Annotated in this window: 11 protein-coding genes; 7 read left to right on the forward strand and 4 right to left on the reverse strand. The window is 35.5% G+C overall.

Annotated elements, in window-relative coordinates:
- Window positions 1-56: 56 nt before the first annotated feature.
- The 4 genes from DX009_RS03315 (at window position 57) to DX009_RS03330 (ending at window position 5,000) form a co-directional block, all read left to right on the forward strand.
- The gene (locus DX009_RS03315; RefSeq protein WP_115082998.1) at window positions 57-791 is read left to right on the forward strand and encodes an HAD family hydrolase; all 735 of its coding nucleotides are present in this window, start codon (window positions 57-59) and stop codon (window positions 789-791) included.
- A 569-nt stretch (window positions 792-1,360) separates the two neighbouring features.
- The gene (locus DX009_RS03320; protein ID WP_006045385.1) at window positions 1,361-2,230 is read left to right on the forward strand and encodes an electron transfer flavoprotein subunit beta/FixA family protein; all 870 of its coding nucleotides are present in this window, start codon (window positions 1,361-1,363) and stop codon (window positions 2,228-2,230) included.
- Between the two features lie 3 nt (window positions 2,231-2,233).
- Window positions 2,234-3,256: an electron transfer flavoprotein subunit alpha/FixB family protein gene (locus DX009_RS03325; RefSeq protein ID WP_115082999.1), complete on the forward strand. Its 1,023-nt coding sequence runs from the start codon at window positions 2,234-2,236 to the stop codon at window positions 3,254-3,256.
- Window positions 3,257-3,275: 19 nt separating this feature from the next.
- Window positions 3,276-5,000 carry an acyl-CoA dehydrogenase family protein gene (locus DX009_RS03330; protein ID WP_115083000.1) on the forward strand — a complete coding sequence of 575 codons (1,725 nt, stop codon included), beginning with the start codon at window positions 3,276-3,278 and terminating at the stop codon, window positions 4,998-5,000.
- A 131-nt stretch (window positions 5,001-5,131) separates the two neighbouring features.
- Here the strand turns inward: DX009_RS03330 and DX009_RS03335 are convergent, their stop codons facing one another.
- From DX009_RS03335 to pepT, 3 genes are all read right to left on the reverse strand, one after another.
- Window positions 5,132-6,091: a calcium/sodium antiporter gene (locus DX009_RS03335; protein ID WP_115083001.1), complete on the reverse strand. Its 960-nt coding sequence runs from the start codon at window positions 6,089-6,091 to the stop codon at window positions 5,132-5,134.
- A 47-nt stretch (window positions 6,092-6,138) separates the two neighbouring features.
- Window positions 6,139-8,409, reverse strand: coding sequence for a cation:proton antiporter (locus DX009_RS03340; RefSeq protein ID WP_115083002.1), 2,271 nt, complete (start codon window positions 8,407-8,409; stop codon window positions 6,139-6,141).
- A gap of 315 nt (window positions 8,410-8,724) precedes the next feature.
- Entirely contained in the window at window positions 8,725-9,948 is a 1,224-nt protein-coding gene (gene pepT / locus DX009_RS03345; protein ID WP_115083003.1) for a peptidase T, read from the reverse strand.
- A 228-nt stretch (window positions 9,949-10,176) separates the two neighbouring features.
- Between pepT and DX009_RS03350 the strand changes: the two genes are divergently transcribed.
- On the forward strand, window positions 10,177-10,986 hold the full coding sequence (locus tag DX009_RS03350) for a Nif3-like dinuclear metal center hexameric protein (protein ID WP_115083004.1): 810 nt from the start codon (window positions 10,177-10,179) through the stop codon (window positions 10,984-10,986).
- Between the two features lie 54 nt (window positions 10,987-11,040).
- The gene (locus DX009_RS03355) at window positions 11,041-11,862 is read left to right on the forward strand and encodes a zinc ribbon domain-containing protein (protein ID WP_006045376.1); all 822 of its coding nucleotides are present in this window, start codon (window positions 11,041-11,043) and stop codon (window positions 11,860-11,862) included.
- 1,501 nt (window positions 11,863-13,363) lie between these two features.
- Here DX009_RS03355 and DX009_RS03365 read toward each other — a convergent pair.
- Window positions 13,364-13,813 (reverse strand): type I restriction enzyme HsdR N-terminal domain-containing protein, encoded by a 450-nt coding sequence (locus tag DX009_RS03365; RefSeq protein WP_006045373.1) that lies wholly within the window; start codon window positions 13,811-13,813, stop codon window positions 13,364-13,366.
- A 240-nt stretch (window positions 13,814-14,053) separates the two neighbouring features.
- On the opposite strand from DX009_RS03365, the gene holA reads away from it, so the two are divergent.
- Window positions 14,054-15,079, forward strand: a complete 1,026-nt coding sequence (gene holA / locus DX009_RS03370) for a DNA polymerase III subunit delta (protein WP_115083006.1) — start codon at window positions 14,054-14,056, stop codon at window positions 15,077-15,079.
- Window positions 15,080-15,905: the final 826 nt, after the last annotated feature.

Below are 15,905 nucleotides of genomic sequence, written 5' to 3' on the forward strand. Positions count from 1 at the left end.
GCAATGCCCAATACTATTATTATAATAGGTTGGGCATTATTGTTTTACATACAAGAATGTTTCAGGAAGCAATTAGAAAATATAACGAACAAGCAACACAGCCATTTACACCAAAGGTTGTACTCTTCGATATGGATGGTGTGTTGTACGATTCTATGCCTAACCATGCAAAAGCTTGGCAAAGAGCAATGGCTGAGTTCGGAATCCATTTCACTGCAGAAGACTCGTATGCAACAGAAGGGGCACGAGGGGTAGATACCGTACGGAGATATGCAAAGGAACAGTTAGGTAAGATATTAACCGAACAGGAGGCAGAAAATATATACCAATTAAAAGCGCAATACTTCCACGAGATGCCTACAACAAACATCTTTGATGGTGTGAAAGATTTAATGCAGAAAATACAAAATAGTGGCTTAAAGATAGGTATTGTAACTGGAAGCGGACAACGACAGCTTATTAACAGACTGTTAGACGATTTTAAAAACTTTATAAACGAAGCACAAGTAACCACAGCTTTCGATGTGAAACGTGGCAAACCGAACCCAGAACCTTACTTAATGGGCTTACAAAAGGCTGGAAATTTTGCTCCTTGTGAAGGCATCGTTGTAGAAAATGCACCACTTGGAGTGCGCGCTGGCGTAGCCGCAGGGTGTTTTACGGTTGCTATCAATAGCGGACCACTTCCCGACGTAGCCCTTCTTAGTGAAGGGGCAAATGTGCTTTTCGATACTATTCGCACATTTTCTAATAGTTGGGAACAATTTATAGCAGCTTGTAACAGCTATTAGACGTATAGGGTAAAGGGAGATGACGAAATTAAGCCTACTGCATTTAGACCGCAAATGATATGTCAGCAAGAGAGCGAAAGATGACAGAGAACATTAGTTTGAACAAAATATAATAGTGTTTTGTTCTGAAGATTAGTCTGAAATAAAACAAAATCATAGAGGCGTATATTATTAGATATCTAATTTGCAACTGACAGATATCTGAGACGAAAGTGACAGATATCTGAGACAAACATGATAGATATCTGAAACGAGAGCATCTGACATTTGCCTTTTCTAAACTAAAATATAATGAACATTTGAGCTATTACAAAAGACACGCAAGATAGCAAAAAAGACAAAACGCCAGAGAGTAATAGTATTAACAGGTAACCAAAGTGTTACAGTCTGATGATTGCTCTATGCTTAATTTATTTCTATTTTTTGCTTTTTTAATTGCGCAAATGTTCTTGTTTGTGCACGTTTTATAGGTTTCTGTGCATTATATTTGTATGGTTTATAAAAAAAATGTACTTTTGCTTCATTAATACAAAATAAAAAAAGAGTATCTAAACAACACATTATATAATATGAGTTTGAAAATAGTAGTACTTGCAAAACAGGTACCAGACACACGAAATGTGGGCAAAGATGCCATGACTGCAGAAGGAACGGTGAACCGTGCAGCTCTACCAGCCATCTTCAACCCCGAAGATTTGAATGCACTAGAGCAAGCATTGCGATTGAAAGAACAATATCCAGGTTCTACCGTAGGTATTCTAACAATGGGCCCTCCACGTGCTGGCGAAATAATTCGACAAGGCTTGTATCGTGGTGCAGATACAGGTTGGTTGCTCACCGATCGTAAATTTGCAGGTGCCGATACGCTTGCAACTTCTTATGCATTGGCAACAGCAATTCAGAAAATAGGCGATGTTGACATTGTTATAGGTGGACGACAAGCCATTGATGGCGATACAGCGCAAGTAGGGCCACAGGTAGCACAGAAGTTAGGTTTAAATCAGGTTACATACGCCGAAGAAATACAAAAGGTAGAAGATGGGAAGGCAACCATTCGTCGTATGATAGATGGCGGTGTAGAAACAGTTGAAGCACCATTACCAGTAGTTATAACCGTGAATGGTACTGCAGCTCCAGCACGTCCGTGTAATGCTAAACTTGTAATGAAGTACAAATATGCAACTTGTCCTATGGAGCGCACAGGAAAAGAGCCTTGGGCTGAACTCTTCGAACAACGCCCTTATCTCACATTAAATCAATGGTCGGTAGCCGATGTTGATGGTGATGAAACGCAATGTGGTCTCTCAGGTTCACCAACAAAGGTAAAAACTGTACAGAACATTGTGTTCCAAGCAAAAGAAAGTAAAACCATCAGTGGATCAGACGAAGACATTGATAGCCTGATTAAAGAATTGTTGGACGAGAAGATAATAGGATAAACTATGAATAACGTATTTGTATATTGCGAAATAGAGCAAGCAACGGTACAGGAGGTATCACAAGAATTGCTCACAAAAGGGCGTAAACTTGCCAACCAATTAGGCGTAGAGCTTCACGCCATTGTGGCTGGAACAGATATAAAAGGTAAGGTAGAAGACCAAATTTTACCTTACGGAGTTGATAAACTCTTTGTTTTCGATGGCAAAGGTCTATTCCCTTACACATCAGCACCCCATACTGACATACTCGTAAACTTATTTAAAGAGGAGCAACCACAAATTGCGCTTATGGGAGCTACTGTTATTGGTCGCGACTTAGGTCCTCGTGTATCATCGTCTTTAACTTCTGGTCTGACTGCCGATTGTACACAACTTGAAATTGGTGAATACGACGATAAGAAAGCTGGAAAGCATTACGACAACATCTTGTACCAAATTCGCCCTGCCTTTGGTGGCAATATTGTAGCTACTATCGTAAATCCAGACCATCGTCCACAAATGGCAACTGTTCGTTCAGGTGTTATGCAGAAAGCTATTTATGAAGGAAAGGCAAAGCAAGAGGTTGTTTATCCAGAAGTAAGCAAGTATGTTGATGAAGCTGCATACGCTGTAAAGGTGATAGAACGACACGTTGAAGCTGCACAAAATAATCTAAAAGGAGCTGCAATAGTTGTTGCTGGAGGCTATGGCGTAGGCTCAAAAGAAAACTTTGAAACACTTTTCCAACTTGCCGATGTATTACACGCAGAAGTAGGTGCATCGCGCGCAGCTGTAGATGCTGGATGGATTCCAACCGACCGACAAGTAGGACAAACTGGTGTTACAGTTCACCCTAAAGTATATATTGCCTGTGGTATTTCAGGACAAATTCAGCACATTGCTGGTATGCAGGATTCGGGAATCATTATTTCAATCAATAACGACCCAGATGCACCTATCAACCAGATAGCAGACTACGTTATAAATGGAGATGTAGGTGAAGTGCTGCCAAAAATGATTAAGTATTACAAGCAAAACAGTAAGTAACAGAACAAGAGAGACGATAATGGCAAATTATTATACAGACCAACCAGAGATAGCATTCCACTTGGAACATCCTCTGATGAAGCGAATTGTAGAACTGAAAGAACGCAATTACGCTGATAAAGATAAGTATGATGAGGCTCCTGTAAACTACGAGGACGCCATAGAAAACTATAAGCGCATTCTCGATATTACGGGAGATGTGGCTGCAAATATCATCGAACCAAACTCGGAATCGGTGGATTTAGAAGGTCCGCATCTCATAGATAATCGTATGCACTATGCAAGTAAAACCTACGAAAACCTTGAAGCAACTCGCAAAGCTGGTCTTTGGGGCGTTAGTATGCCTCGCCAATATGGTGGTTTAAACCTACCTAATGTGGTGTTCTCTATGCTTTCAGAAATGATTTCGTCTGCCGATGGTGGATTCCAAAACATTTGGTCGTTACAGTCGTGCATCGACACACTTTACGAATTTGGAAACGACGAACAACGCGCAAAGTATATACCTCGTATTTGCAACGGCGAAACTATGTCAATGGACTTAACCGAGCCTGATGCTGGTTCCGATTTGCAACGTGTAATGCTAAAAGCTACTTTCGATGAGAAAGAAAATTGTTGGCGTCTGAATGGTGTTAAGCGTTTTATTACCAATGGCGACTCTGATATTCACTTGGTTCTTGCTCGTTCAGAAGAAGGAACACACGATGGTCGCGGACTTTCTATGTTTATATACGACAAACGCGATGGTGGAGTAGATGTGCGCCATATTGAACATAAGCTCGGTATTCATGGTTCGCCAACTTGCGAATTAGTATATAAAAATGCGAAAGCAGAACTTTGTGGAGACACCAAGATGGGACTCATCAAGTACGTTATGGCACTTATGAATGGTGCTCGCCTTGGTATTGCAGCGCAGAGTGTGGGACTTTCAAGCGAAGCCTATAAAGAAGGTTTGAATTATGCAAAGGAACGTGCACAGTTTGGAAAGAAAATCATAACTTTCCCTGCTGTCTACGATATGCTTTCTCGTATGAAGGCTAAAGTAGATGCTGGACGTTCGCTACTCTATCAAACAGCACGCTATGTAGACATCTACAAGGCGTTAGAGGACATTGCACGCGACCAGAAACTAACGGCTGAAGAACGCCAAGAAATGAAACTATACAAACGTTTGGCTGATGCGTTCACACCATTGGCAAAGGGTATTAACTCTGAATATGCCAACCAAAACGCTTATGACTCTATTTCTATTCACGGAGGTTCGGGCTTTATTATGGAATATAAGTGTCAGCGCCTTTACCGCGATGCACGTATCTTCTCTATTTACGAAGGTACAACACAGTTGCAGGTTGTAGCCGCAGTGCGCTATATTACCAACGGAACCTACCTCAGCATAATGAAAGAAATGTTGGAAAGCGAGGTTTGCGACTGTATGAAAGACTTAAAAGCTCGTGTAGCAAACCTTATTGCACAATACGAAGAAGCTTTGGAGAAGGTAAAAGCAAGCGAGTGTCAAGATACAATAGACTTCCTCGCACGTCGTTTGTACAATATGACTGCTGGCATTATAGAATCGTTGCTCCTTATAGATGATGCAAGTAAAGCTCCAGAGTTATTCAAAAAGTCGGCGAATGTATTTGTTCGTATGGTAGAAGAAGAAATTATTGGAAGTGTTGCATATATTAAAGCATTCGAAAATAAGAGTCTCGAATACTTCAAAACAGCAAACGAAACAGAGCTATAATCTCTATATTTCAATATAAGAAGATATGAAAAAGGCAATCAGACTTCCTGTTTGATTGCCTTTTTCGTAATATCCTACTGTGTTATTATAACAATGAACAGTTAAAAGAACGAATATAGAAATGCACCTTATTAAGCATTGCTTATTAGGTAAACCATATAGCCTATAAAAGTTGCACTAAGAATAAATCCTTCCCATCGTTCGATGACGTATTTGGTGAATGAGAAGAACCAAATCATTATCATTGAAATGACCATTATAGAAAGGTCGGTATTGGTTATGCCTTGCAATTGCATAGGACATACAAGACCAGTAACACCCAATATTCCAAGAATATTAAAGACATTAGAACCTAATACATTGCCAATAGCTATACCACTATTTCCTTTTCGTGCTGAAACAACACTGGTTGCAAGTTCAGGAAGTGATGTTCCGCCAGCAACAATAGTTAGTCCTATAACTGCTTCAGACACTCCCAATGCAGTAGCAAGCTTTGAAGCTCCTTCTACAAAAAGCGTACTTCCACCAATTAAACAGGCTAAGCCAATTAATATCCATATTATAGACATTGTAGGATTCATTTTTGGAATACTATTTAGTGCCTTTTTAGCGAGTTTATTCTCCTCTTTTAGTTCTTGCTTATTAATTTTTGCACTCTTTAAAGTCATAAACATAAAGATGAGAAAGAACGAGAATAGCAGTGCTGCATCTATACGACCGATGCGACCATCTAAACACATCATCAACAGAATAACCGATGCAACAAGCGCAAACGGAATATCTTTCATTACGGTAGAACGTAAAATAGACATAGGTGTGATGACTGCAGTAACACCAACTATAAATAACGAATTGAAGATGTTAGATCCAACAACATTTCCCACAGCCAAGTCGGGAGTTCCTTTAAGTGCTGAAATTAAACTAACACAAAATTCAGGCATACTAGTTCCCATTGCTACGATGGTGAGACCAATAACAATTTGTGGAATATTCAGACGTTCTGCAACTGCCACAGAACCTTCGGTTAAACGGTCGGCTCCCCACAATACAAGGATAATGCCTATAATAATGAAAATAAAATGCAGTAACATATTTGTTTTAAATTAATTTTATTATACAATAAGAGTTTACTAAGAATCTATTCATTTGTAGTCTGTATTCGTTTTATATTTTCTTTTTCAGCAACTACCCACAACACATCTCCTTCTTCTAAACAGTGTGCAGGATTAATAAGTGTAACGTGTGTTTGTCCTTCATCTATTCCCACTACCATACAATTGTATTGGTCGCGTATACCACTTTCCTTGAGAGTCTTACCAATAAATGGGCTTTTAGCCGAAAGAATAATTTGTCGCAAAATCATTTCGCGCTTTTCAATGTCATTATCTTCAGGGCGTAGTTCGTTACGAATAGCAGTTGAAATAGCTGCCAACTGTTGGTCGTTCCCAATAACTTGTATCTTATCGCCAGGAAAAACAACGGTATTACCACGTGGTATGTTCAATCGGTGCGACCCACGGAGTATACTACTTACGTGAGTTCCAAAACGATTACGTAACTTTAGTTGGTGAAGAGTTTTACCAGTCCATAACGAATCTTCTGGAATATCAAATTCGCCAATGTGTATATTTCTATCTAATAAATGTCCTTCGAATAATGGTCGTCTACTGCCACGCACTTGTGCTGCAATTTCACGACTACGAAGATTTTGTACAAACAGTCTTTCTAACTGAATGCTACGATGTTTCATACTACGTGACAATATCATTAGCATAAGTAGACCAATAGCAATAACAATCATTAGTGCGTTGGTGAAATGTGAAAGATAATTGCAGATATAGAAAATAAATATTAGCGCAATAATAATTCGCACGAGAATGGTGAACACAAGAGGTAAACGGTTTATACGATTAACCGTCCAAAGTGTTTTAAACTCTTCAGAATGATTCTTCTTCATTACGAAAGCACGTAAGAAAGGAGCTATAAATAAAATAGTAAGCAGTCCACAAATCATATTCCCTGCCCAGTGAGTACCAGTTAGTTGAACCGAGAAACGACGCATAATGGGTAAAATAAGCGAGAACATTATTATAATGGTAGCAGCTGAAAGTATGCCATAAATAAGTGTATTAGCCACCATTGCTTTTATAAGATTGCGCCAAAGATTATCAGAAGCCATATTTTGTGGTGTTCCAACATCTATATGTGTAACTCTTCGTGCCCATTGTTTCGGCATGTGATGCAATAAAAATGTATAAGTAGGCTCTGCAGCGCGTATCATATACGGAGTAAGAAAGGTTGTTATTACCGAAACTGCAACAACAACAGGATAAAGAAACTTGTTGATAACGCCCAACGATAGTCCTAGAGTCGCAATAATGAAAGCAAATTCGCCCACTTGTGCCATAGAAAATCCACATCGTAATGCGTTTTTAAGCGATTGTCCGCCAAACATATATCCCATTGTACCAAATACAGCCTGTCCAACTAAAATTGTAATAACAAGAATAAGGATTGGTATGGCATAATTAACAAGAATTGCCGGGTCTACCAACATACCAACAGAAACAAAAAATATGGCACCAAATAAGTTCTTTATAGGTTCCACAACTTTTATAATTTTTTCTGCTTCTATGGTTTCGGCTAATATGCTACCCATAACAAATGAGCCAAAAGCGGCACTGAAACCAACTTTTGTGGAAATTACTGCCATTAGAAAACACAATCCTAACGATACAATAAGCAAAGTTTCGCTATTTAGAAAACTACGTACCTTTCGCAATAACGATGGAATTGCAAACAAACCAATAACGAACCACAAGATAAGAAAGAATCCTATCATAAGCACATTCTCTATTAATTGACCTCCATCTGGACTTTTTCCGCTGGCTATTGCACTAAGCATAACCATCATAACAATGGCAAGAATGTCTTCAAGTATAAGAACGCTCATCACTGTAGAAGCAAACGCTTGCTGAAGAAGTCCCATATCTGCAAATGCTTTGTATATAATAGCAGTGGAACTCATAGCAATCATTCCACCAAGAAATATACTATCCATTTGTGTCCAACCAAACCCGTGTCCAACAGAAATGCCTAATGCCATCATTGAAAATACAATTGTACATGCTGCAATGATAGGAGAAGCACCCATCTTCAATATTTTTTTTACTGAAAAGTCTAATCCTAACGAAAATAAAAGGAAGATAACGCCAATATCTGCCCACGTTTTTATATCCTCCGCATCGATAATGCTCATTAAATATGGCATGTGTGGCGAAACTAAAAATCCAGCAACAATATATCCTAAAACAAGGGGTTGTTTAAGTTTTTTAAATAATAAAGTAATGAAACCTGCCACAACAAGAATTAGGGCAAGATCTTTTACGAGTACGGGAAGTTCTGACATAAGCAGCGTTATTAGTGTGTGAGTAGTTTTAATTAATGTGTTTGTATGAATTGTAAATGCATTAATAGTGTTCTACTTATTCGCTAATATAGTTTCATAAATACGTTAATATAATTCATAAGAAGCATTATTAAAAATTAAAAGATAGTCTATAACAATGAAGCATCTATATTTCTACACTATTGAATGTGCGAATATTTTTATAAAAATAATGAGCACTATAAGAACTTGCTTAACCCTTTTAGGTGTAAGCAAACCTTATAGCGTTCATTTCTGTTTTTATAAATAATCGAAAGTAGTTAAATTAATATCTAATTAATCGTTATATCTAGCTGTAAGACGGCTAATATTAATGACAACTTGCATTGCCTTCTCCATTACTTGGATAGATACAAATTCGTAAGGTCCATGGAAATTAACACCACCAGCAAAAATATTAGGACATGGAAGCCCTTTAAAACTAAGTTGTGCTCCATCTGTTCCACCACGAATAGGTTGTACTAATGGTGTAACTTCTGCTTCTTGCATAGCTTTTACAACAAGGTCTATAACATGAATATTTGGATCTATTTTTTCTTTCATGTTATAATATTGGTCGTTCATCTTAATTTTAACCGTGCCTTCGCCATATTTTTCATTCATTGCTTTTACGCAATTCTCCATTATTCTTTTGCGTTCCTCAAATTTTTCTCTGTTGTGGTCGCGAATAATATAACTTAGCTTAGCTTCTTCACAACGGCTTTCAATTCCGAGTAAATGATAAAATCCTTCGTAGCCTTCAGTAGTTTCAGGAATTTCATCTTGTGGTAGCATTTGATTAAATTCTATTGCTAATCTGCTGGCATTAACCATTCTGCCTTTTGCATAGCCCGTATGAACACTCAATCCCTTAATGTAAACCTTTGCTCCAGCAGCATTAAAGTTTTCGTACTCTAATTGTCCTATATCTCCACCATCCATAGTGTAAGCCCATTCACAACCAAATTTTTCAACATCAAAATGGTGTGCGCCACGTCCAATCTCTTCGTCTGGATTGAAACCAACACGAATTTTGCCATGTTCTATCTCTGGGTGGTCGCGCAAATAGCACATTGCTTGTACTATTTCGGCTATTCCGGCTTTATCGTCTGCACCAAGTAGGGTAGTACCATCAGTAACTATAAGGTCTTCTCCTTTATGTTTTAGCAATTCAGGGAATTGTTTTGGCGATGAAACCATATTTTCGTTTAACTTTATATCGCCTCCATCATAGTTTTTTACTATGCGTGCTTTAATATTAGCACCACTTGCATCAAGTGCTGTATCGTAGTGTGCGATAAAACCAATAGTAGGAACTTTTTTTGTTGTTGTAGCTGGAAGAGTTGCGTAGATATAACCTTTCTCGTCCATTTCCACTTCTTTTAAACCTTCACGTTCGAGTTCTTCCTTTAAATATTTAGCGAAAATAAGTTGTTTCGCAGTACTCGGCACAGTTTCAGATTCGTCTGCCGACTGTGTGTCAAATTTAGTATAGTTAATAAATCTCTCTGCTATTTCCATGTTTAAATTTTATTTTATTGAACTATTAATTGCAAAGATAGTTAAAAAGCAAAGCTTATCAAAACTTGTAAGCAGCTTTTTTGTAATTGTTATGTTTTTTCTATACTTTAATGAATAAATACCGAATAGAAAGAAACAAGAAAGGAGGAAAACATACTAAATTAGGAAGAATTAAAGTTTGATACATTGTACTTTAAGTTTAAATTCGTATCTTTGCAACCTAAATTTATGCGTAGCGTGAAGATTAAGGAAGTAATTGATGCCCTTGAAAAGTTCGCGCCTCTGCCCTTACAAGAGAGCTATGATAATGCTGGCTTGCAAGTTGGATTAACAGAGGCGGAAGTGTCAGGGGCTTTATTGTGCCTTGACGTAACAGAAAATGTTTTGAACGAGGCGATAAAACTCGGTTGTAACTTGATAGTTGCACACCATCCTCTCATTTTTAATAAGCTTTCGCAGATATCTGATAAAGATTATATACAGCGAATAGTTATAAAAGCAATAAAGAACGACATTGTTATTGTGGCAATGCATACGAATATTGATGCTGCCGCAGGAGGCGTAAACTTTAAAATTGCAGAGAAAATTGATTTACAGAATGTGCGATTCTTAGGTAAAACGCAGTCTGTTCAAACTAATAATGGTGAGGTTATAGGTGGATTGGGTGTAATTGGCGAATTAACAAAACCATTGGCTGCTGATGATTTTGTATTGCTTTTAAAACAAACATTTAATGTAGAATGTGTGCAAGCAAACCAATTATTACGCCGCCCCATAAAACATGTTGCACTTTGCGGAGGTGCTGGCGCTTTTCTGTTGAAAACAGCAATAAACGAAGGTGCTGATGCTTTTATTACAGGAGAAATGCATTATCATGATTTCTTTGGATACGAACAGCAAATACAAATATGTTCTATTGGACACTATCAAAGTGAACAATTCACAACAGAAGTGTTTAAAAGCATTATAGAAAACCAGTGTAAAGGCGTGGTGTGCCATATAACAAAAATTAATACCAACCCTATTATATATATATAATAAGGTGTAAGATAGAGCGAAATATAAAAATAAACATAAAATAAAAATACAACAATGGCAAAGAAAGACCCTAAAGACTTATCGGTGGAAGACAAGTTGAAGCATCTTTATCAGTTGCAAACAACTCTTTCGGCTATAGATGAAAAACGTGCATTGCGTGGAGAATTGCCTCTTGAAGTGCGTGATTTGGAAGACGAAATAGCTGGTTTGAACACTCGTATTGATAAAATACGATATGAAATAGACGATTTTCAACGCGCAATTTCACAGCGAAAAGGCGATATAGAACGTGCAAAAGCTAGTTTGGAACGTTATAATCAGCAATTAGACCAAGTGGCTAATAACCGCGAATATGATATGCTGACAAAAGAAATAGAGTTCCAAACATTGGAAATTGAACTCTGTAAAAAGAAAATGGAGGAAGCACAAACTAGAATACAAGAACGCAAGAATAGTTTGGCTAATACCGAAGAAATTTTGGAAGATCGTTACAGAGCCCTCGAAGAAAAACGTGCTGAACTCGACGAAATTATGCAGGAAACACGCGAGGAAGAGAACGACCTAAAAGAAAAAGCTGCTGAAATAGAAACAAAAATAGAACCAGGTTTGTTGCGTAGTTTTAAGCGTATTCGTAAAGGAGCAAGAAACGGACTCGGAATTGTATATGTTCAACGCGATGCTTGTGGTGGTTGCTTTAATAAAATTCCTCCTCAGCGCCAGTTAGATATTAAAATGCACAAGAAAATTATTGTGTGCGAATATTGCGGACGTATTCTTATCGACCCTGAATTGGCTGGTGTTAAGCTTCAAGAAACAGAAGAAAAACCTAAAAAGCGTCGTACAACTCGTAAGAAAAAGGAAGACGAGGCTGAATAAAGTTGTAATATCTTTATTGAATTCTGAAAAAAATAAAAATCCATCAATATTGCTTTCCTGCAATGTTGATGGATTTTTTTGTATAGTGCCGTTTCTTGTGTATATTTCTGAATTGTTATATTCCAAACACAAATCTGCAATTATAAGTTTTTAGGAATAGACACAGAAACATAAAGCGACAAAATATAGAATGCTATCATTAAGATAGAATAAATATATGTTACTTTTTTATATTTTGTTTTTAATAGCTTGTATATTGCTATTATACAAAATATAGAGGTTGCGTAGGTTATAGATTCTATTTTAAAAAGATAACCTATAGACGTTCCTAAGAAAATGCAACCATTTATTGAATATATACTCATTTTTGTGAATATTTTACATCTTTTAAAATAGAACAGAAAGAAAAACTCTTGCTTTTTCCTTCTGTTAAGAATTTATCTGTACTTTTTGTTTCATAAATTAATTTTCTTATAGTCAGATAACATACTTGCCATTGAAAGAGTTAGATTACTTCTAAAGTAAATTCGCTGAGATTAAACTTCCTATTTGTCTGTTACAAAGATATTTATTTTTACTTTAATATGTTAATAATTTCTTTTGACGCATATAGATAATAACGATATTTAACTTTTTTGGTTTCATTCTATGTTATATAATAATTGTGTTTGGCAACGAGACAAATAAGTGATAGTTCCAGAATAACAACAAAACACTTTATTTTTAGGGGGGGATATAGAGGAAATATTTACAAAAAAATCTTTTAAAAGGCGGAGAAGCGGAGTGTGTTTTTATTAATTTAGTAGAAATATTAGCAATTAACTTGTTTTAATTTGTTGTTCGAAGAACTGCTTTATATTAGGCTGATTCGATGTTTACGAAGTTCGATTGTAATTAATTTTAAACGTACAGCGTATGATGCCAAATGACGACCGTTAATTGAAAAAGTAAAGTAACCAGAGTTAGAATTTGCTTATTGTTTCGCAGCAGAAGCTGGCTTTTTCTAAAATAAAATAACGTGGATAACCGTAAGGTTGTAGAAAAAATAGTGCATTAAGGGTGCTGGTAACTTGAATAATTGGTAGAGCTTACATTTTAATCTGTGAAACGTCCATCGTATTTTTCTGCTATTATTAGGGCTTTCTATTTATTTTTATACGGGTATTCTAATTTTGTAATTGTAATTCTCCATTTTTCTTATTACATTTTTTTATTTTGTTATTTAAAAAAAATATTTTCTTATTATATTTTTTCTATGTATTGTAACTACCAGGAAACCTGCTTCTTATATAGTGGTACAAGTTTAAAATTTATGATGAAATAGTAGGCATTTGGGTTGTCTTTATATTATCTGGCGTAGTTGTTTTTGAGTTTCTATTATTTACGAACTTATTTTATATGGCAATATTCCTGCATCTGGCTTGTTTTTTCTTTTTGGTAGAATCGATTTTTTTGTAGTTTTATGCACCAAAATAGGAGTAGAATAATGAAAAAATAGGAGTTATAATTCTTTATAATCAGGTATCGAAGACAAGAAAGTATAAGTTTGATGCTCGTAATCCATCTTGCAAATGTAGGTATCTATTCCGTTAGAAACAATGAGATAGTCTACATGGAGTAGGAGATTGTATGCAGAAATTTGGTCGAATACTTTTTGTGTTAGCTGAATGTGGGGTGCTTTGTATTCTATAATCATTCGTGGACGCAAACACTTGTCGTATAAAACACTGTCGGCACGGATAACTTTTTCGCCAATAGAAAGTGAAATTTCGTTGGCAAGTAAGCCCATCGGGTAGTTTTTATGTTCTATAAGGTAGTGAATGAAATGCTGGCGGACCCATTCTTCGGGTGTAATAACAAGGTATTTTCTGCGCAAAATATCAAAAATTTTGCGTTGTCCGTTTTCTTCTTTTATCTTAATATCGTAGACTGGAAGATTTAATTGTGGCATTGTTTATTTGTTGTTTTCTTCTTGCAAGAATATGTTATATGAAATATATAAGGTCTTGCAATATTTTGTTATCTCTTATTAATAAACTAACTTTGCAGACGATAGAATTTTGCTCAGCAGTTTTTAAGCAAACTATTGGCAGAAATTCAGTACAAATATAGAAATTTTTTCTGATTGCAGGCATCTGTTAATGCTGAAAAATAATTGATGGTGCAACAGAAATTTTAATAAAAGCAATAAATGCCAGCAAAACAAGGAAAAACTTTTCAGGATATAATGAAAGACCTGAAAGCACGGCGGTTCTCACCTATATATATATTAATGGGCGAAGAAGCTTACTATATAGACCAAATAACAAATTATATCGCAGAAAATGTGCTTACGCCTGCCGAACAAGATTTTAATTTGAATATATGCTTTGGGGCAGATGTTTCGGCAGTACAAGTAACCGATATGGCGAAACGTTTTCCAATGATGGCAGAATATCAAGTTGTGATAGTAAAAGAAGCACAAAATATTCATTCGCTCGATGCATTAGAGAAATATTTAAAAAATCCAGCTAAAACAACAATTCTGGTTTGGTGCCATAAAAATGGAAAAATTGATGCCCGAAAAAAAGTAATAAGTTTAGCAGAAGCCCATGGAGTGGTATTTGAAAGTAAAAAATTAAAAGAATACCAACTTGCAGGTTTTATGCAAAATTATTTAGCAGCAAATAAAATAACAATAGAACCAAAAGCAACTCAAATGATGGCAGACCATATTGGAGCAGATTTGAGTCGTTTAACTTCTGAACTTGATAAAGTAGCTCTCTCATTATCTGAAAACGATAAAAGAATAACACCAGATATTGTGGAAAAAGAAGTTGGCGTGAGTAAGAATTTTAACACTTTCGAATTGCGCGATGCTATAGTAAATCGCAACGTTTTTAAAGCCAATCAAATTGTAAATTATTTTATTAGTAATCCAAAGGCAGGTTCACTCTATTCTTTCTTGCCATTACTCTTCTCTTATTTTCAAAATTTAATGATAGTTTTCTATTCTCCAAACAACAAATCGGAAAGCGATATTGTACAAATATTAGGGTTAAAAAACAACTGGGGAGCGAAGGAATATATTATTGGAATGAGAAATTACAGTGCAAGAAAAACAATGGATATCATTGCAAAAATTAGAGAAGTTGATGCGAAAAGTAAAGGCTTAAATAATGTAAGCACTGGGGCAGGGGATTTGATGAAAGAAGTAATCTTTTTCATTTTGCATTGATAAAAACATAAGTTTAGTCTTAAAAATAAAACCAAAAACGTCCATTTTATGGTTTCTAATACCACTAAATGGACGTTTTTATTGCCAAAAACATTAAAAGAAGGCTCTAAAAACACTAAAAAATGCCATTATCTATATTTTTTAGAACCTAAAAAAGAAGTTTATTTTATCTCGTATTTTTCTATAATACGTTGATAATGTGAAGTTTATGTCAATTTATCTTCTTTGTAGTTTGCTTATTTAAAATCTACCTTTACTTTGGTTCAAAATATTTAAATTACGCTATTTTTAGCTCATTTCTAAATCTATAAATTTATTATTTCAATTCATTAACATTTATATCTGTAAACTATCATTTTATATATTAAAAATAAAAACATAATATTTAGATTTGTATATATAAATTCGTGCATTTATAATATGCACACAGGAGATTTATATTTGTAATTATAAATCTAAACACGGTGATATTTATTTGTAAATGTTTAAATATGCATTGTGTAATAAGCCACATAATATATTAGAAATCAACAGTTTATACGTTTTTATTAATAAAACTGCGACAAAAAAGTGAAATATTCAGTACCAAACCATGTATATACTGTATAACCCCCTATATATTTATCTTAATAGCGCATTATAAACCAATATTATATGTAAATAGGCTATTTAAAAGCTTAATCAATAAAACAGTCCAAATATTTAGATTTGTATATGTAAACGTAAATTGCACACGATATAAATATTTTAATTTACAAGTTTAAATATCAAAACGTAAAATTTAAAAAGTAAAATACATTTCTATAAATTTGGTTTTATAAATTAT

Origin of the sequence: Prevotella pallens, assembly GCF_900454935.1 — a bacterium.
Classification (GTDB): Bacteria; Bacteroidota; Bacteroidia; order Bacteroidales; family Bacteroidaceae; genus Prevotella; species Prevotella pallens.